Genomic DNA, 17,754 nt, shown 5'->3' with positions numbered 1-17,754 from the left:
GCTTTTATGCTGCGGCTTTGAGTGCTGCTTTCTGTGCTGCAAAAGCCCAGTCGAGCCATGCAGTCAAAGCTTCAAGATCAGAAGCCTCTACCGTCGCACCCGCCCAGATACGCAATCCCGAAGGTGCATCGCGATAAGCACCAATATCGAAGGCAACGCCCTCTTTTTCGAGCGCAGAGACTATGCCCTTGGCAAAAGCGGCCTGTTGATCAGTGGACAAAGCAGTCACGTCAGGATCAACAATCGTCACGCAGACCGATGTGTTCGAGCGTGTTTCTGGCTTTTGCGCCAGATTGGCAATCCAAGGCGTTTTTTCGATGAAAGCATCAAGCACGGCAAAATTCGCATCTGCACGACCGACCAAGCCGTCGAGACCACCGACCGAACGCGCCCAGCTCAGCGCGTCGAGATAATCTTCAACGCAGAGCATCGAAGGGGTGTTGATGGTTTCGCCGACGAAGATGCCTTCGATCAGCTTGCCGCCCGAAGTCAGGCGGAAAATCTTTGGCAGCGGCCATGCTGGCTTATAGCTTTCCAGACGCGCGACGGCGCGCGGCGAAAGAATGAGAATGCCGTGTGCACCCTCGCCGCCTAGAACTTTCTGCCATGAGAAAGTAACGACATCGAGCTTTGCAAAATCAAGACGCTGCGCAAATGCAGCCGATGTTGCATCGCAAATGGTCAGGCCTTCACGGTTTGCCGGAATGAAATCCGCATTAGGCACGCGAACGCCAGACGTCGTGCCATTCCATGTGAAAACAACGTCACGGTTGAAATCGACTTCAGCGAAATCGACCAGTTCGCCATAAGGCGCAACAAAGGTGCGGGTGTCTTCGAGTTTGAGCTGCTTGATCACATCTGTGACCCAGCCGGAGCCGAAGCTTTCCCATGCGACCATATCAACGCCGCGTTCACCAAGCAGCGACCACAAAGCCATTTCGACCGCACCCGTATCGGATGCCGGGACAATGCCAATTCGGTAGTCAGCTGGAACGCCAAGAATTTCGCGGGTAAGGTCGATGGCTTCTTTCAGCTTGTTTTTGCCGATTTTCGCACGGTGCGAACGGCCAAGCGGCGCATCGGCGAGCGCTTGAAGCGACCAACCGGGGCGTTTTGCACAGGGACCTGAAGAAAAATTAGGGTTAGCCGGGCGAACTGCCGGCTTCGCAATCGTCGTCATTTTGTTTCCTATCCTCACAGATAGCACGCGCCTCGTTGGGGAAGCGTGGCCCACTGATGAAAATATCGGAAAGCAAAAATTTCACAAGGTGGTTGGAAATATATTTTGCAAAACCCGCCGCAGTAACTGGCGGCGGGTTAAAGTGCATTGCTGATGTTATTTTGAAGTCTCGTCTTTCATACGTGCGTAGTAGCTCGCAATCAGTGCACCAGAGACATTGTGCCAGACACTGAAAACCGCACTTGGCACCGCTGCCAATGGCGAAAAATGTGCATTTGCAAGGGCCGCACCAAGGCCGCTGTTCTGCATACCAACTTCAATACTGATTGCCTTACGCTTGGCCAGCGACAATCCTGCGAACCGTGCCGCAAAATAACCGAGCAACAAGCCCAAACCATTATGCAAAAATACAACAGCAAATATCAGCAAGCCTGACTGAGCAATTGCTGTCTTGTTGACCGCGACAACAGCAGAGACAATAAGCACAATGCCGATAACCGAAACGAGAGGCAACATTGGAACAGCTGCTTTTACAAGGCCGGGCATCAGCTTCTGCAAAATAAATCCAAGTGCCAGCGGCACCAGAATGACCTTGATAATGCTGATAAACATGCTCATTGCATCCACTGGCAAATACTGGCTGGCGAAGAACCAGACCAGAAACGGCGTAACGAGAGGAGCCAGCAATGTCGTAACGCTTGTGCAGGCAACACTCAAAGCAACATCGCCCTTGCTGAGATAAGTCATCACGTTACTGGCCGTACCACCGGGGCAACAGCCGACCAGAATAACGCCGGCAGCGACTTCCGGTGACATAGGAATTACACGCGTCAGCAAAACAGCCAGCAGCGGCATGATGATGAATTGCGCCAATACGCCAATCAATACGTCAAAAGGACGGCGCGCAACTTCGGCAAAATCCTTGGTCGAAATTGTCAGGCCCATACCGAACATGATGATGCCGAGCAGCACAACGATCCACGGCGCAAAAATACTGAATGCCGATGGCAACAGGAAACCCAGCACAGCGAAAACGATAACCCAGACGGCAAATGACCGCCCGACAAAATCTGAAAAAGCTGCAATGGCTTTCATTTCAATTCCTTTTAAGCAAACCGAAGTTCATAAAACACAGGCCATGCCTGTTTCATGCGGGTTTCTATGCGCTATTTGAAATATATGATACAAAAAATAGAGTTTTTGCTAACTTATGCACTTTCAGCACGATGTTTTGGGACATAAAACAAAAAGGCCCGGAAAACCGGGCCTTGAAATTCATTGATCTATGCGATCAGCCGCCAAACATATAGCGAAGGCCGACGCGGATATCGTGGATGTTCATGCCCTTATCGCGGACTGCACCAATATCTGTATCACCCTCAAACATTTTGCCACCATTAACATGGCGGAAGCGATAGCCAGCATCCAGCTTAAGATTATGCGTGAGATCGACCGATGCACCGGCCATCAATGCATAGGTAAAGCGCCAATCGGTTTCACCTGATAATTCGTTACCATCAGTTGTAAGGGCCATATCGTCCCACTTCACACGCATACCTCCGAGCCCTGCACCGACATAAGGTGTCACACCGCCAAAATTGGCCAGATCGACATAAGCATTTGCCAGAGCCGACAAACCGGACATCTTGCTGTTATCGTAATCGGTGGTGAATTTTGAGCGCGTTGAATAGTCAAGCGTCAAATCAGTACGGAAATAATCCGTAATCTGATAGCCAACGCCACCGCCAAAGACGAAGGAATCTTTCAGATCACCATCAAATCGAGTGCCATCAAAATCTGCTCTTTTGAAGCGATTGAAGGAATAACCAATATCACCACGCAGATACCAACCGCCAGTGGCGGACGGCGTAACAATGACTTCCGGCACTGATTCCATATCATCAGCGGCAAATGCCACAGACGAAAAGCCAGTCAGTGCAGCGGATAAAACAAGGCCGGCACCAAAAGTCTTAATCAGACCATTCATTTATTTGTCCCATCAATCAGTGACGCAGCAAACACGCCGAAACCAGAAACTTGGGATCAAAATAGGGATCAAAAATTAAATACTAATTAACCTTATTTTTTAATCGTTTTTTATCCATGCTTTTTCAAAGCGGAAGTCTTTTGGAACAAACAAAAAAGCGCGGAAAACCCGCGCTCTTTGTGAATTTTAGTCCGTCAACTCAGGCAGCAGCGCTTTCCGACGAGATCACATTAATGATGTCGTTGACGACCTTCTCAACGAGTGCACGGTCGTCACCTTCTGCCATAACGCGGATCAGCGGCTCTGTTCCCGATGGGCGGATAACCAGACGTCCCTGCGCGCCCAAACGATCAGTCGCCTCGTCAATCGCGCTCTTAACCTTCTTGTTTTCAAGCGGTTTTCCGCCAGAAGTACGCACATTCTTGAGCAACTGTGGCACCGGCTCAAACTTGCGGCAAAGCTCGCTCAGTGGCTTGTTCTCTTCCTGCGCGACCGCAAGAATCTGCAATGCGGAAACCAGCCCATCGCCGGTCGTCGCAAAATCTGACAGAACAATGTGACCCGACTGTTCGCCGCCCACATTGAAGCCATACTCACGCATGTGTTCAACCACATAGCGGTCACCAACCTTGGTGCGGGCCAGCGTCATATTGTGGTCATGCAAGTAACGCTCAAGACCGAGATTGGACATGATCGTTGCGACGATACCGCCGCCCTGAAGGCGATCTGATTTGGCCCATGATTCGGCAATGACTGCCAGAAGCTGATCGCCATCGATGACTGTGCCGTTTTCATCGACCAACAAAACGCGGTCCGCATCACCATCAAGCGCAATGCCGACATCGGCGCGCACTTCATGGACCTTCTTCATCAGGCCAATCGGATGGGTCGAGCCACAATCCTCATTGATGTTGATGCCGTTTGGCTCGTCATTGATGGTGATGACTTCTGCACCGAGCTCCCAAAGTGCAGCAGGTGCCACCTTATAGCCAGCACCATTCGCGCAATCGACCACGATGCGCAGCCCCTTGAGCGAGATATTGCGTGGCAAAGTGCGCTTAGCAAATTCGATATATCGATAGATATCACCGTCAACGCGCTTGGCCTTCCCGACTTCGCCATGGGTCGCAAGATGCGCGGAGAGATCACTGTCGATGAGGCTCTCAATCTTCAATTCGATTTCGTCTGACAGCTTGAAGCCATCAGGACCAAACAGCTTGATGCCGTTGTCATAGAATGGATTGTGCGAAGCCGAGATCATCACGCCAATGTCTGCACGCAATGAACGGCAAAGCATGGCAACAGCTGGCGTCGGAATTGGGCCGAGCAGGAACACATCCATACCCGCAGCAGTGAAACCTGCAACAAGCGCGTTTTCCAGCATATAACCAGAACGGCGCGTATCCTTACCGATCACAACGCGCGAGGCTTGGCCGTGACGACGGAAAATATGCCCCACCGCCATACCGACTTTCATGGCAATATCTGGCGTCATCGGAAAGCTGTTTGCCTTGCCGCGAATACCATCAGTTCCAAAATATTTACGTGTCATATTCTTAGCCTTGCGTTGCGCCATAAAGCTGTCTCGAAGCAATAAAATATCAGTCGCTGTTAATCTGTGAGACGGCAATGGCATCCGGGATTGTTAGCCCGGCAATCGATTGTCTGCGTTAATAGCGCAAAACCACCTGTCATTGCAATTTCAACTTTCGACGAAACAGATCGTATCAAAGCATCAATTTCCGAACTTGTCCCATGATGCGCCGAAATCCTTAACCGAGCCTTTCAAACGAAAGACGCTTCAGAAGCAGAAAAGCCGGACAAAATGCCCGGCTTTTCATAGTTCTTACAGATGCCTACTGCGGCTGTGGGTTTGGCTCAATGCCAGGCTCACTGCCGGGTTCTTCACCCTTACGCTTGCGTGGGCTGCCCGCTTTGGGAACGCCTGAACCGCGCGATGGCGTATCATTGCCCTGATCACGCGATGGCTTGTTGCCCGCAATCAGTTCCTTGATTTCATCGCCGCTCAAAGTTTCATATTCAAGCAGACCTTCAGCAAGCGCAATCCAATCCTCACGCTTTTCGGTCAGGATACGGGTTGCTTCGGCATAGGCTTCATCCACAAGACGTCGCACTTCAGCATCGATGATCTGCGCGGTTGCTTCCGAAATATTCTGCGTGCGTGAAACCGAATGACCAAGGAACACTTCTTCCTGATTGTCACCGTAAGCCACGCGACCGAGCTTGTCGGAATAACCCCACTGGGTCACCATCGAACGCGCCAGCTTGGTTGCCTGCTGAATATCGGAAGACGCACCAGATGTGATGTTTTCCTTACCAAATTTCAGCTCTTCCGCAACACGACCGCCCATCAGGATCGCTAGGCGCGACACCATCCAGGTATAAGTTGCCGAATAACGATCACCTTCTGGCAGCTGCATAACCATGCCAAGCGCACGACCGCGCGGAATGATGGTTGCCTTATGAACGGGATCGGAACTCGGCACATTGATTGCCAGAATAGCGTGACCTGCTTCGTGATAGGCCGTGTTGGCCTTTTCTTCCGGCGTCATGGCGGAGCGGCGCTCCGCACCCATCATGATCTTGTCCTTAGCGTCTTCAAATTCCTGCATGGTCACGAGACGCTTGTTGCGACGCGCTGCCATCAGAGCAGATTCGTTGACGAGGTTGGCAAGATCGGCACCAGAGAAGCCCGGCGTACCGCGTGCTACAATCTTAAGATCGACATTCGGAGCAAGCGGCACATTGCGCACATGCACTTTGAGGATCTGTTCACGGCCAACAATATCCGGGTTCGGAACAACGACCTGACGGTCAAAACGGCCCGGACGAAGAAGTGCTGGATCAAGAACGTCAGGACGGTTGGTCGCAGCAATCAGAATGATTGATTCGTTTGCTTCAAAACCATCCATTTCGACCAGAAGCTGGTTGAGCGTCTGTTCGCGTTCGTCGTTACCGCCGCCAAGACCGGCACCACGATGACGACCAACAGCATCGATTTCGTCGATGAAGATAATGCAAGGTGCATTCTTCTTAGCCTGTTCGAACATATCGCGGACGCGGCTTGCACCAACACCAACAAACATTTCAACGAAGTCAGAACCAGAAATCGTGAAGAACGGCACATTAGCTTCGCCTGCAACAGAGCGCGCGAGCAAAGTTTTACCGGTTCCGGGAGGGCCAACGAGCAGCACGCCGCGCGGAATCTTACCGCCCAGACGCTGGAACTTCTGCGGATCACGCAGGAATTCTACGATTTCCTCCAGATCCTGCTTGGCTTCTTCAACGCCAGCGACATCCTGAAAGGTGATACGGCCATGCGCTTCGGTCAAAAGCTTCGCCTTCGACTTGCCAAAGCCCATCGCACCGCGTGAACCACCCTGCATCTGGCGCATGAAGAAAATCCACACACCCAAAATTAGGATCATCGGCAACCATGAAAGCAGGATACCAAGAAGCGAACCGGAGCCGTCATTTTCAGGACGAGCGGTGATTGCAACGCCCTTTTCCTCAAGACGAGAAACCAGTCCCGTATCGCCCGGCGAATAGGTCTGGAAGGTCGATCCATTATCGGCAAATGTACCGCTGATCTTCTCACCAGTAATAGTGACCGACTTAACGCGTCCATTGGAAACGTCATCGATAAACTGGGAGTAGGAAACTTCACGGGAATTCGAGCGCTGGCCAGGACTCTGGAACAGGTTGAACAGCGCTATCAAAAGTAGAGCAATGATCGCCCAGAGGGCGAAGTTGCGATAGTTCGGATTCATATCGGGTCCTATCGATACCACAGCCACCCGACAAGGGCGGTACGATGTTTCGACTTAACATAGGATCGAAGAACGGCGTTGCCAAGGCGCGAGAGCCGCCTCATCTTCGATTCTTATCAAACTGGTTTATAAAAATTAGGACATTCGCGCCCAAACTGCGTTTCAATGGCTTTTGCAAGCGCAAAATCATAGCCCGGAAGCACATGATCAAAGATTGCGAAGTGCTTTTCGACAGTGATTCCTGAAGGCAACTGCTGACCGTTAACTGCCGGAACTTGCAGCAATTTGCCGTTTTCATAGATCGCGGGCAGCACCAGCAGCGCTTCGCGTTGTACAAAATCGACATCAATCTGATGCACTTCAATGAAATCAGCCAGTTCCTGCCGATCAGGTGCGGCCACCTCGAAGGTTGTTTGAGTGTGATTTGTCAGGCGGTAGCGCCCATCCCAGATGATCGTTTGGCCGGGATGAAGTTGCAACGTTGGCAGGTTACGACGTTCGCGACGAAACTTATGCGGCTCACCATTTTTGCCAAGCTCGACGAGCGCACCAAACACTGTCAGACGCCCAACTTTCTCCTGACCGGACAAAAGCTTTTCAATACGTGCGCGTTCAGCATCACCGGGGAGAAAACGCCGCCCGCCCGCAATCGATGCAAGAAGACCCGAAAACAAGCGCCGAACAGTTTCTGGAAGCTTCGCATAAATGGACGCGTCGACCAGGATCGTGCCAAACGCATTCATTTGCAGGTAGACCGGATCAGACAATGCTGCAACAAGCGCCGCATTATCGCGTTTTCGCGCCGCTGATGCCAGTGCGACTTGGGCCATCACGCGATCCGGATCGACTTCTGTAGCCGATGTCAGCCGCACGCGCGGACGCTCATAGCTGGTGTTGACGTTGCTGGGATCATCAATCCAGACCACCGCTTTCTCAGTGAGTTCCTGACGCAGATTTAAGCGGGATGTTTCCAGCAGCGGTCTTACCAAGACGACCGAATTTTCAAGCCATGACTGCGGTGCCATAGCGGCAAGTCCACGTGCTTCCGAGTGGGAACTCCGCTCCTTGCGCATCAGGAATGTTTCAATCTGATCGTCGCGCGTATGTCCCGTCGCAATAAAATCCGCGCCCGCCTCATGCGCCGCCTGCACCAGCAACCGATAGCGGGCAGAGCGAGCAGCGGCAGCGAGACCAGTCTTCGGCTTGGCTTCGTCCCACGAAAGAACACGGTGAGCGATGCCGTGTTGATGGCAAAGCGCGCCTACATTATCGGCCTCTTGCGTCGATTCCGCACGCAAACGGTGATCAATGGTAACAGCCGTCAGCGGTGGCGGGTTATCCAGCGTCGCGAGATAGTCTTTCAAGAGGAAAAGAAGAGCCAGAGAATCGCTGCCACCGGAAACGGCAGCAATGATTCCTTTTGCATTTTCTATTCTGAAAGGCTCAAAAATATCTTTCGGGGAAAGCCCCACACATAATCTCCAAAATCAACACTTGATACGCGTGCGCTCATCGCTCACCCGCTTCAAAACGGCGGGTGCAGCCTTCGGATAGCGCTCTGGAATCTGCTTAAAAGTTGCACAAGCGACGTCGTGATTATCCATCTTTTCAAGCGTCATACCCAGCTTGAACATATTCTCCGCTGCGCGTTTGGAATCGGGGTAATCTCGCTGCGTATCAATGAAAACAGTTGCAGCTTCTGGATACCGCGCCTGACCATAAAGCGATTCGCCCAGCCAATAGCGTGCTTCAGCCGTGGTCGGATCAGCCGGATATCGCTTGATGTGCTCGCGGAAACCAGTCTCCGCCGCTTTATAATCGCCCGACATCACATATTGATACGCGGCCTGATAGAGTGAATTTGGATTATCATCAGTCGGCAGCGATGCCACTGCCTGCCCTGCAGCCTGACCAGCTGGCAATGCAGCACCCTGTTCAACCGGACGTGGCTGCGCATTCATGGTTTCGCCGATTACATTGCCATTGTTATCAAAGCGGATTGAGCCAAGCGATTGCGGCGGCTCCCCACGCTGTGGGCCACCCTGCGCGGCAGCACCCGAACCAATAGCCATGGAATCGGCGCCCGATGAATCATTGGTCGCCGTTTGTGTATCTGAACCGATATTGCCGCTCTGTGCCGTGTTGCCAGAAACCCCATCATCGGGGTTTCCAGCCGGTGTCGCATCTGCGAGCGACGTATCGCCGGGCGCATTGCCTGCATCAGCGCGGCCACCTTCCAGCTTCTGGAAGCGGCGTTCATTGTCTTCCTGCATTTTCTGCATCTGGTCCTGCAATTCAAGGACCTGGAAGTTCATGGCTTCGGCACGATTGCTGAGCGTATCAGCGGTGCCCACAGGATTGCCCATACCCTGCGAACAAAGATCGCTGCCGGGAGGTGCACTGACCTGAGCATTCTGAGACAGATCAGACTTTGCAGGAGCGGTTACACCCTGCTTCTTTTCCAGCTCTTCAAATCGGAAATCATTGTCGTCTTGTGTCTTCTGTAGCAGCTCGTTCGTAAACGAAATCTGCGCATCAACATCCTCAACCTTACCCGTGAGGTTACGGATCAGCTCTTGCTGCAAGCCGGGGCTTTGCTGATAGCCACCCTGACCACCTGCGCTGCCGTTGTCGCGCATGGCATCGTCGAGAATTGCGGTCGAGCCGACATTTGCGTGATTCTGCCCACCACCATTGCCCTTTTCCAGCGCACGAAAACGGGTTTCATTATCACGCTGAATTTTCAGCATATTGTCGCGCAATTGCATGATGCGGGCATAGGACTGTGCATTCTGATGCGCCAGATTACAGACCTGCTGCGAAAACTGATCGCCACCGGGAGTTCCAGCTTGCGCGAGTTGGATATTCCCCTGCTGCGAAAAACCAGATGCTGCCAGAACCGGCGCACTCGCCAAAAGCGGCAGCATGGCAATTGCCAGCGTCACTTTCCTCATTGGTTTCCTCATTCCCTTTTTGCCCCTATCGCTCATTGTCGAAAAATGATGGTGCCCTGAAACTATAAACCGCGACCACCAAGGTCTGGATAAACAATCAAACACGATGCCTGAACATTTTCTGAACACCTGAATTTCCGCGGTTCTTTTCAGTTATTAGAGAAAAACCTTAAAAAGCATAGATGCTTTCCCTATGACACAGGTGAGTTCGGCCAAAATTTGTCGAAAAGACAATTACCTGACGTCTGAACAGAAAAAAGCGGCCCGAAGACCGCTTTTCTCTGATTAGGTTCAGACTATTTTCTGAAACTTAGCTGCCAGCACCGTTAAGAACGGTAACGGCACGACGGTTCTGCGACCAGCAAGAGTTGTTATCGCAAACAGCGATTGGACGCTCGTTGCCGTAGGAAACGGTACGCATACGGCTGGTTGGAACGCCACGGGCTGCAAGGAAGTCACGGGTTGCAGCAGCACGACGCTGGCCGAGTGCAAGGTTGTACTCACGTGTACCACGTTCGTCGGCATGACCTTCGACAGTGATGGAGTACTGTGGGTAACGCTGCAACCACTGTGCCTGCTTCGACAATGTCTGCTGCGCATCCGAACGGATCAGCGACGAATCGAGGTCAAACAGAATGCGGTCACCGACATTTACAGTGAAGTCCTGAGCGGAGCCGGGCGTTGAAGCGCCACCAGCCAAGCCAAGATCACCGGCATTGTTCGGAAGGTTCTTTTTCGACGCACAACCAACAACGGCGAGCGACATGAAAAGGGCAATAGCGATCGGGCTACGTGCAATCGACTGGATACGGCGCATGGGCCGGAGCTCCTTAAGATTTGATGTTCCTGCGTAACCAACCAATAATCATATTTAGGTTAAAACAGGCTCAAGAAGTATGGTTAATAATTTCTTGCGACCATCTGCGAACCGTTTTTATCCGGTTGCAATTCTGCTTTTAGCCCTTGAGGGCTAAATGAGGCAGAAACACGGCTCCAAGGCTATAATTGTGGCATTTTGCCATGAAAAAGGCGCGAAACCGATGCCTCGCGCCCTAAACTCATTCCAACTCACACCAAAACTACTCAAGCAATGGCGACCAGGCCGGATCAGAACCGAAGTTCGGTGTCTGGATTTGGCGTTCATTACGTCCCGTCAGATCGATACTGAAGAGCTTCGGACCACCGGCACCCGATGCCTTGCGGAAGAACATCAGCACGCGGCCATTTGGTGCCCAGGTCGGACCTTCATTGTGGAAGCCGGAGGTCAGCAGTCGCTCACCCGTACCATCAGTCTTCATAACGCCAATCGAGAATTGGCCTTGCGACTGCTTGGTGAAGGCGATGAGATCACCACGTGGGGACCAAACCGGGGTCGAGTAGCTGCCATCACCCGACGAGATACGGCGTGGATTGGAGCCATCAGCGCCCATCACGTAGAGCTGCGGACGTCCGCCACGATCAGACGAGAACACAATCTGCGAACCATCCGGCGAGTAAGACGCACTGGTATCGATTGCCTGACTGTTGGTCAGACGTGTCGTGGTGCGGTTACGCAGATCCATAGTGTAGATATTCGCGCTGCCGTCATCCTGAAGAAGGCTCATGACAACCTTCTGGCCATCGGGCGAAAAGCGCGGTGCAATCGACATGCCGGGGAAGTTGCCAACCAGCTCGCGCTGGCCGGTTTCAAGCTGCAACAGGTAAACGCGCGGCTGGCCACCAGCAAAGGACATATAAGTCACTTCCTGACGGTTTGGCGAAAAACGCGGGGTCAACGCCATGTCGCGGCCATCGGAAAGGTAACGAATATTGGCACCATCCTGATCCATGATCGCCAAACGCTTGACGCGCTTCTGAGCTGGACCAGATTCATCAACAAAAACGACGCGGGTATCGAAGTAACCTTTTTCACCGGTCAGGCGCTCATAAATCGCATCAGCGATAATGTGCGCAACACGACGCCAGTTATCAGGCGTGGTAAAGAACTGCTGACCAATCAGCTGTTGTCCACCAAACGTATCCCAGAGACGGAACTCCGCCTTCAGGCGGCCATCTGGCTGCTTGGTAATGCGACCGGTCACCAGCGCCTGCGCATTGATGACCTTCCAGTCTTCAAAACGCGGAGACGCATCAGGATTGGAAATCTGTTCGATAAATGCGCTTTTGCTGATCGGCGCAAACAGGCCAGATCGTTCAAGATCTGCTGCAATCACGGAACTGATATTGGCACCAAGTTGATCGCCAGAAAGGAAATCGGTGATCGCAATCGGCAATGGTTCGACAACACCCTTGTTGATGTTGATTTCGACCACGGCATGCGCAGGAGCGGTTGCAACAAAACTTGCGGCAATGACACAGGCCAAAGCCGAAAGGGCTGCTCGGATCTTCGTTTTCATAATGCCCATTTTCATGTCTTCGGGGACCTCTTTTGTCCTTGGCATGGAACTTAACTGCAACCGGAACCCGGTCAGAACATTTCGCTTGGGTCGAAGTTAACAATCACTTCCGACCAATTGTCATATTTATCTGCTGGCAGATTGTACGGTGCGCAACGTGCCACTGCGCGACGAGCGCTTTCTGCTGCGGCTCGGCCAACACCATCGCCACCACCACCGGATGTCACTTCAGGCGAGCCCTGAATAGAGCCATCCTGATTGAGTTTCATCTTAACTGTCACAACCAGTCCGGGCGCATCTGCAACACCCGCTGGCACGTTCCAGCACTTCGAGATTGCGCCACGAAGCGCATCCATTTCATTCTGGCTCAGTTTCGAGCCACCCGTATTCTTTTTGCCGCCCAGCGATGCCTGATCGGTCGAACGCTTTGCACCACCGCCGGAAGCCTTCTGCTTATTAAGCAGTGCTGCCACTTCGTCAGCAATAGCATCATTCTTAGACTGCGACGTCTGCGAAGCTGACTGCGTCGGCTTCTTCTCTTCAACAGGCTTGCGGTCCGGTGTCTTGGCCGTCTGCGCCTGCGGAGGCTTTGGCTTTTCCTGCGGTGCAGGAACATTATCCGGCAATTTCGGTGCAGCCTGATCAGGAGCTTCGACCTGCTTCTCAATCGCTTCCGCGACCGGGTCAGGCTTCACTTCCTGTTTTTCTTCCGGCTTGGTCTGAACTTCGGTAGCAGGAACCGGCGTCGGCTTATCCTGCGGTTTAGGTTCAGGCTTTGGATCGGGTTTAGGCTCTGGCTTTTTTACCGGCTCTGGCTGCGCCTTTGGCTCTTCAGCGGCTTCAAGCGGTTTTGCCTTGGTGTCAGGTGTAGGCGGTGTCTGGCTATCAACGCTTTGATCACCAAACTCCTGCGCATCTGGCACGGTCTGCGGCTTTGTGGTCGGAATAGGTGCCGACTTTTCCTTCATCGGCGCTTTTTTATCGCCCTGCTGAATTTGCGTGATCGATTCAATTGGCACGATGTCGACCGGAAACGACTCTGAATCCTGCACTTCGAATGACTTCGGTGAGGAAAAAGAGAAGATTCCCATCCCGATCAACACGACATGGAACACAACAGAAGATGTAAGGCCAGCCTTCATAATGGCGTCAGCTATCCTGCTCCTGGAGGGTCACAAGGCCGATATTCTTGAAACCGGCGGCGGAAATGCGAGCCATGACCTTCATGACAGTGCCGTAATCGGCAGCCTTGTCACCGCGCACGAAGATGCGCTCTTCGTAGCCAGTCTTGGCAATCGCCTGAAGTTTAGCGACAACTTCATCAATCGGAATTTCAGTTTCCTGAAGATAGATCTTGCCTTCGTTGTTCACCGAGACAGTGATCGGCTGCGTGTCGGCGTTCATCGATTTTGCCTGCGTATCCGGCAGATCAATTGGCACACCAACAGTCAGAAGCGGTGCGGAAACCATGAAGATGATCAGCAGAACCAGCATCACGTCCACGAATGGCGTAACGTTGATTTCGCTCATCAATGCCTTCTTGCGGCCACGCCTGCGGCGACCACCCGACTGCATTCCCTGATTTCCAACTGACATGCCCATTGCAAGTTTCCCGAAGGCTCGATTTCAACTGTTTTTGCTGGAACGCTTTATTTTTTGTTTTCACGTATGTCGTTATCGGAAAACCGGTTCCTACTTTTCCGCGACATGCTTAGCTGCGCGGCGTCAGCTTCTCATCAATTTGGCGCGACAGTATGGCGGAGAACTCATCGGCAAAGCCTTCGAGGCGTCCGCTGATCTTGCCCGCATCTGCTGAAAGCTTGTTATAAGCGATAACCGCAGGGATAGCGGCGAGCAGACCAATCGCCGTTGCAAGCAGTGCTTCCGCGATACCCGGTGCCACAACTGCAAGGCTTGTATTCTTGGAAGCGGCAATCGCCTGGAACGAGGTCATGATACCCACAACCGTTCCGAACAGACCGACGAATGGTGCAGCAGAACCCGTCGTTGCAAGGAAGCCAAGGCGGGAATCGAGCTTTTCGCCCTCACGCGCCAGCGCCACATCCATCGCTTTATCGATACGCATCTGCAAACCAATCGGCGAGCGCGCACCTTTCTCAAACGACTTTTTCCATTCACGCATCGCGGCAATAAAAATGGAGGCCATGCCGGTGGTACGGCGTTCATTGAGCGTGCGGTAGAGTTCTTCCAGCGACTGTCCTGACCAGAACGCCTGCTCAAAACGCTCCATCGCGCCGCGAGCGCGACGATAGGAAACAATCTTGTCGACGATGATTGCCCAGGTCCAGACCGATGCACCTATCAGGCCGAGCATCACAAGCTTGACCACCCAGCCCGCATGCATAAACAGGCCCCAGAGGGTAATATCGGCGGCAGGGGCCGCGAGCGCAATATTTTCCATCGATCTACCGTCCTCGAATCCAAACGCCCGGCATTGTGACCGGGCGGCATTGCAAATTACTCGAAAAACGTCCGCTGCCGAACGCCCCAACCGCCATAACCGGATTTTAGCTTTAAATCCTCAAGCGCTTGTCATGGTTAATTTTGGTGAAAGGAAGGCGTTACACCGTAACGAGCCTCTCAACCGAATCCGTCAGCGTGATTAATCCGATATTATGGTTAAATATGCGTTAGCATTTGCTGACAAGACGAGCTTGCCCGTAAAATATTGCAGGGCATCTCTAAAAATCAGCCAGCTTTTGTGAAAGCGTCACGCCATTCATCGGGTATTCGGCGCGGCTGGCCTTCTTTCGTGATCATCACGGCCTCGACTTTTGCTTCCGAAAGCAGTCGCTCACCACAGGTGATTTTTTGCGCCATGATGACACGTGCGCCACGAATTTCGCTGACACGCGTTTCGATCAAAATAAGATCGTCCATTTTTGCAGGTGATTTATAGTCGATCTCCATACGGCGGACGACCCAAACCATCTCTTCGCCAAGCGAACCTTCGGCAAGCTCAATATGATGAACATCCTGAAGCCGCAGGAAATCCGTGCGGCCACGCTCATAAAATTCGAGATAACGACCGTGATAGACGAAACCTGAAAAATCGGTGTCGGCATAATAGATGCGTGCATAGAGATGATGCGTGCCGTCTTTGAGTTCGCCCGCAACCTGTGCATGGTTCATATCTATTCGTCTTCCGTGAAAAGGCCAAACTGCGATTGCTGCGTAACCTCAGTGGGCGCTGTCAGGCCCATATGTTGCCACGCCAACGCTGTTAAAACGCGACCCCGTGGTGTGCGCTGCAAAAAGCCCTGCTGAATCATATAGGGTTCAATAATATCTTCAATCGCATCACGCGGTTCCGACAGGCCCGCTGCAATGGTTTCGATACCGACTGGTCCGCCACCAAAATTGCGTGCAATCATATCGAGATAACGCCGGTCAAGCTGATCGAAACCACGATTATCGACTTCCAGCCGCGAGAGAGCTTCATCGGCGATCTTACGATCAATAACATCAACACCTGCGACCAGCGCGAAATCGCGCACGCGCCGCAACAAACGGCCTGCAATACGCGGTGTACCACGTGAACGACGCGCAACTTCTAACGCACCATCCGGTGAAATGCCCATCTGCATGATGCGCGCACCACGGCGCACAATATATTCAAGTTCTTCGACCGTATAAAAATTGAGCCGGACCGGAATGCCGAAACGATCCCGCAACGGCGTCGTCAGAAGCCCAAGACGCGTCGTTGCTGCGACCAGCGTAAATTTCGCAAGATCAATCTTCACCGAACGGGCCGCCGGCCCTTCACCAATGATGAGATCAAGCTGAAAGTCTTCCATCGCCGGGTAGAGAATTTCTTCAACAGCCGGGCTGAGACGATGGATTTCATCAATAAACAGCACATCGCGGTCTTCAAGATTGGTCAGCAGAGCTGCAAGATCACCTGCCTTGGCAATCACCGGACCAGAGGTCGAACGGAAATTAACACCCAGCTCTTTCGACATGATCTGCGCAAGCGTGGTCTTTCCCAATCCCGGAGGGCCGACAAACAGGACATGATCCAGCGCTTCACCGCGCACTTTTGCAGCCTCGATAAATACTTTGAGATTGGCGCGCGCAGCGGCCTGCCCCACAAAATCATCCAGTGTTTGCGGGCGTAAAGTTCTGTCGGCGTCGTCACCACGCAGATCAGCATCAATAAGAGGATTGCGGTCGCTCATGCCAGTCCTCTCGCATGAACGTTCACTTGAGACAAGTCACTCAACGCGACAGTTCCTTCAAACCAAGACGAATAAGCTTGGCCGAATCGGCATCTTCCCCAGCTTCTCTGAGAGCCGCGGCCACAGCATTTGCCGCCTGATCGCGCGAATAACCAAGATTGGAGAGAGCCGAGACTGCATCGCTAACCGGCGCTGATGCAACGCCCTCGCCGAGTTCCTGCTTAAGCCCGATGGTGCCGCTGGCGTCCCCTGCAAAGGCCGGTGCCTTGTTCTTCAACTCCGTAACAATACGTTCGGCAACTTTTTTACCAACACCCGGCGCACGCGAAACCATAGCGAGATCACGAAGCGCAATTGCGTTTGCAAGTTCAGGTGGCGTCAAAGTGCCAAGCACCGCGAGCGCAACCTTGGCACCCACGCCCTGCACATTCTGCAACAGGCGGAACCATTCGCGTTCAAGCTGTGATCCGAAACCATAAAGGCGGATCATATCCTCTCGCACATAGGTTTCGATCAGCAACACCGCCGCCTCGCCTTCTCCGCCCAGATTACCGAGCGTGCGAGAAGAACAGAAGACAACATAGCCAACACCATGCACGTCAATGACGGCATGATCATCAGCAATTTCATCGATCACGCCTTTAAGCTTGCCGATCATTCTGGTTTTATCCCGCTAATAACGCCTGCATTCTGCGTGCGCTGACAATGCTCTGACGATGATGCGCATGGCAAATAGCAATGGCAAGCGCATCGGCAGCATCGCTCGTATCGAACGTTGCGCGCGGCATCAAAACCTTCACCATCATATGAATTTGCTGCTTTTCACCATGGCCCACGCCAATGACCGCCTTCTTGACAGCATTCGGCGCATATTCCGCAACCGGGAGCCCAGCCTGTGCAGGTGCCAGAAGTGCAATACCACGCGCCTGACCAAGCTTCAGCGTCGCCGTCGCATCCTTATTGACGAATGTATGTTCAACGGCTGCTTCATGCGGCATGAATTCATGCAGGACTTTAGACAGTCCTTCATGCAACTGGCAAAGCCTTGAAGCGAGATCCATCTCAGCATTCGAGGTCACAGTGCCGGAGCCGATAAAATGCAGGGAATTTCCAAGCGATTCCACAACGCCCCAGCCGGTACGGCGGAGCCCCGGATCAATACCAATGATGCGAATCGTTTCTTTCATAAGTGAACCCTATCCTCAGACAGGTTCACTTGACAGCACAAATGTGAACAAAAGAGAAAC

The 17,754-nt window shown here is 52.7% G+C and carries 16 protein-coding genes; all 16 read right to left on the bottom strand.

Translation table 11 applies throughout. The features are described 5' to 3' along the window. Positions 1-4: 4 nt before the first annotated feature. The 16 genes from WH356_RS17905 to ruvC all read right to left on the bottom strand — a co-directional run bounded on the left by WH356_RS17905 (position 5) and on the right by ruvC (position 17,694). Positions 5-1,180 (bottom strand): phosphoserine transaminase, encoded by a 1,176-nt coding sequence (locus tag WH356_RS17905; protein WP_339513226.1) that lies wholly within the window; start codon positions 1,178-1,180, stop codon positions 5-7. Positions 1,181-1,336: 156 nt separating this feature from the next. After that, positions 1,337-2,275, bottom strand: a complete 939-nt coding sequence (locus tag WH356_RS17900; protein WP_339513224.1) for a bile acid:sodium symporter family protein — start codon at positions 2,273-2,275, stop codon at positions 1,337-1,339. Positions 2,276-2,471: 196 nt separating this feature from the next. Then, positions 2,472-3,167 (bottom strand): outer membrane protein, encoded by a 696-nt coding sequence (locus tag WH356_RS17895; RefSeq protein WP_339513222.1) that lies wholly within the window; start codon positions 3,165-3,167, stop codon positions 2,472-2,474. Between the two features lie 199 nt (positions 3,168-3,366). Continuing rightward, the gene (gene glmM, locus WH356_RS17890; RefSeq protein WP_339513220.1) at positions 3,367-4,719 is read right to left on the bottom strand and encodes a phosphoglucosamine mutase; all 1,353 of its coding nucleotides are present in this window, start codon (positions 4,717-4,719) and stop codon (positions 3,367-3,369) included. Positions 4,720-5,023: 304 nt separating this feature from the next. Further along, on the bottom strand, positions 5,024-6,958 hold the full coding sequence (ftsH, locus tag WH356_RS17885) for an ATP-dependent zinc metalloprotease FtsH (RefSeq protein ID WP_339513218.1): 1,935 nt from the start codon (positions 6,956-6,958) through the stop codon (positions 5,024-5,026). A gap of 116 nt (positions 6,959-7,074) precedes the next feature. Further along, complete coding sequence (gene tilS, locus WH356_RS17880; protein WP_339513216.1) at positions 7,075-8,430, bottom strand: tRNA lysidine(34) synthetase TilS; 1,356 nt, start codon at positions 8,428-8,430, stop codon at positions 7,075-7,077. Positions 8,431-8,445: 15 nt separating this feature from the next. After that, a complete protein-coding gene (ybgF, locus tag WH356_RS17875) occupies positions 8,446-9,924 on the bottom strand; it encodes a tol-pal system protein YbgF (RefSeq protein ID WP_339513214.1) in 1,479 nt (492 codons plus the stop codon). Between the two features lie 298 nt (positions 9,925-10,222). Next, complete coding sequence (gene pal, locus WH356_RS17870; RefSeq protein WP_339513212.1) at positions 10,223-10,729, bottom strand: peptidoglycan-associated lipoprotein Pal; 507 nt, start codon at positions 10,727-10,729, stop codon at positions 10,223-10,225. A 262-nt stretch (positions 10,730-10,991) separates the two neighbouring features. After that, entirely contained in the window at positions 10,992-12,323 is a 1,332-nt protein-coding gene (gene tolB / locus WH356_RS17865) for a Tol-Pal system beta propeller repeat protein TolB (RefSeq protein ID WP_339513210.1), read from the bottom strand. Positions 12,324-12,379: 56 nt separating this feature from the next. After that, positions 12,380-13,450 carry a hypothetical protein gene (locus tag WH356_RS17860; RefSeq protein ID WP_339513209.1) on the bottom strand — a complete coding sequence of 357 codons (1,071 nt, stop codon included), beginning with the start codon at positions 13,448-13,450 and terminating at the stop codon, positions 12,380-12,382. A gap of 7 nt (positions 13,451-13,457) precedes the next feature. Continuing rightward, on the bottom strand, positions 13,458-13,910 hold the full coding sequence (tolR, locus tag WH356_RS17855) for a protein TolR (protein WP_339513207.1): 453 nt from the start codon (positions 13,908-13,910) through the stop codon (positions 13,458-13,460). A 109-nt stretch (positions 13,911-14,019) separates the two neighbouring features. Beyond that, the gene (gene tolQ / locus WH356_RS17850) at positions 14,020-14,730 is read right to left on the bottom strand and encodes a protein TolQ (RefSeq protein ID WP_339513205.1); all 711 of its coding nucleotides are present in this window, start codon (positions 14,728-14,730) and stop codon (positions 14,020-14,022) included. Positions 14,731-15,017: 287 nt separating this feature from the next. Further along, positions 15,018-15,461, bottom strand: coding sequence for a tol-pal system-associated acyl-CoA thioesterase (gene ybgC / locus WH356_RS17845; RefSeq protein WP_339513203.1), 444 nt, complete (start codon positions 15,459-15,461; stop codon positions 15,018-15,020). A 2-nt stretch (positions 15,462-15,463) separates the two neighbouring features. Then, positions 15,464-16,507 carry a Holliday junction branch migration DNA helicase RuvB gene (gene ruvB, locus WH356_RS17840; RefSeq protein ID WP_339513201.1) on the bottom strand — a complete coding sequence of 348 codons (1,044 nt, stop codon included), beginning with the start codon at positions 16,505-16,507 and terminating at the stop codon, positions 15,464-15,466. Positions 16,508-16,547: 40 nt separating this feature from the next. Beyond that, on the bottom strand, positions 16,548-17,165 hold the full coding sequence (gene ruvA / locus WH356_RS17835) for a Holliday junction branch migration protein RuvA (RefSeq protein ID WP_339513199.1): 618 nt from the start codon (positions 17,163-17,165) through the stop codon (positions 16,548-16,550). A 7-nt stretch (positions 17,166-17,172) separates the two neighbouring features. After that, the gene (gene ruvC, locus WH356_RS17830) at positions 17,173-17,694 is read right to left on the bottom strand and encodes a crossover junction endodeoxyribonuclease RuvC (RefSeq protein ID WP_310015271.1); all 522 of its coding nucleotides are present in this window, start codon (positions 17,692-17,694) and stop codon (positions 17,173-17,175) included. Positions 17,695-17,754 lie beyond the last annotated feature (60 nt).

It is taken from the genome of Ochrobactrum sp. MYb379, assembly GCF_037479515.1.
GTDB lineage: Bacteria > Pseudomonadota > Alphaproteobacteria > Rhizobiales > Rhizobiaceae > Brucella.
Note: the sequence above shows the minus strand (reverse complement) of the source record. Positions and strands in the feature narration are given on the sequence as shown.

Excerpts from the sequence above, each read along its gene's own strand:
- glmM (WP_339513220.1), bottom strand. The coding sequence starts at position 4,719 with ATGACACGTAAATATTTTGGAACTGATGGTATTCGCGGCAAGGCAAAC.
- WH356_RS17900 (WP_339513224.1), bottom strand. The coding sequence starts at position 2,275 with ATGAAAGCCATTGCAGCTTTTTCAGATTTTGTCGGGCGGTCATTTGCC.
- ruvA (WP_339513199.1), bottom strand. The coding sequence starts at position 17,165 with ATGATCGGCAAGCTTAAAGGCGTGATCGATGAAATTGCTGATGATCAT.
- pal (WP_339513212.1), bottom strand. The coding sequence starts at position 10,729 with ATGCGCCGTATCCAGTCGATTGCACGTAGCCCGATCGCTATTGCCCTT.
- WH356_RS17860 (WP_339513209.1), bottom strand. The coding sequence starts at position 13,450 with ATGAAGGCTGGCCTTACATCTTCTGTTGTGTTCCATGTCGTGTTGATC.
- ftsH (WP_339513218.1), bottom strand. The coding sequence starts at position 6,958 with ATGAATCCGAACTATCGCAACTTCGCCCTCTGGGCGATCATTGCTCTA.
- ruvB (WP_339513201.1), bottom strand. The coding sequence starts at position 16,507 with ATGAGCGACCGCAATCCTCTTATTGATGCTGATCTGCGTGGTGACGAC.
- tolQ (WP_339513205.1), bottom strand. The coding sequence starts at position 14,730 with ATGGAAAATATTGCGCTCGCGGCCCCTGCCGCCGATATTACCCTCTGG.
- WH356_RS17895 (WP_339513222.1), bottom strand. The coding sequence starts at position 3,167 with ATGAATGGTCTGATTAAGACTTTTGGTGCCGGCCTTGTTTTATCCGCT.
- ruvC (WP_310015271.1), bottom strand. The coding sequence starts at position 17,694 with ATGAAAGAAACGATTCGCATCATTGGTATTGATCCGGGGCTCCGCCGT.
- ybgC (WP_339513203.1), bottom strand. The coding sequence starts at position 15,461 with ATGAACCATGCACAGGTTGCGGGCGAACTCAAAGACGGCACGCATCAT.
- tolR (WP_339513207.1), bottom strand. The coding sequence starts at position 13,910 with ATGGGCATGTCAGTTGGAAATCAGGGAATGCAGTCGGGTGGTCGCCGC.
- ybgF (WP_339513214.1), bottom strand. The coding sequence starts at position 9,924 with ATGAGGAAACCAATGAGGAAAGTGACGCTGGCAATTGCCATGCTGCCG.
- WH356_RS17905 (WP_339513226.1), bottom strand. The coding sequence starts at position 1,180 with ATGACGACGATTGCGAAGCCGGCAGTTCGCCCGGCTAACCCTAATTTT.
- tolB (WP_339513210.1), bottom strand. The coding sequence starts at position 12,323 with ATGAAAATGGGCATTATGAAAACGAAGATCCGAGCAGCCCTTTCGGCT.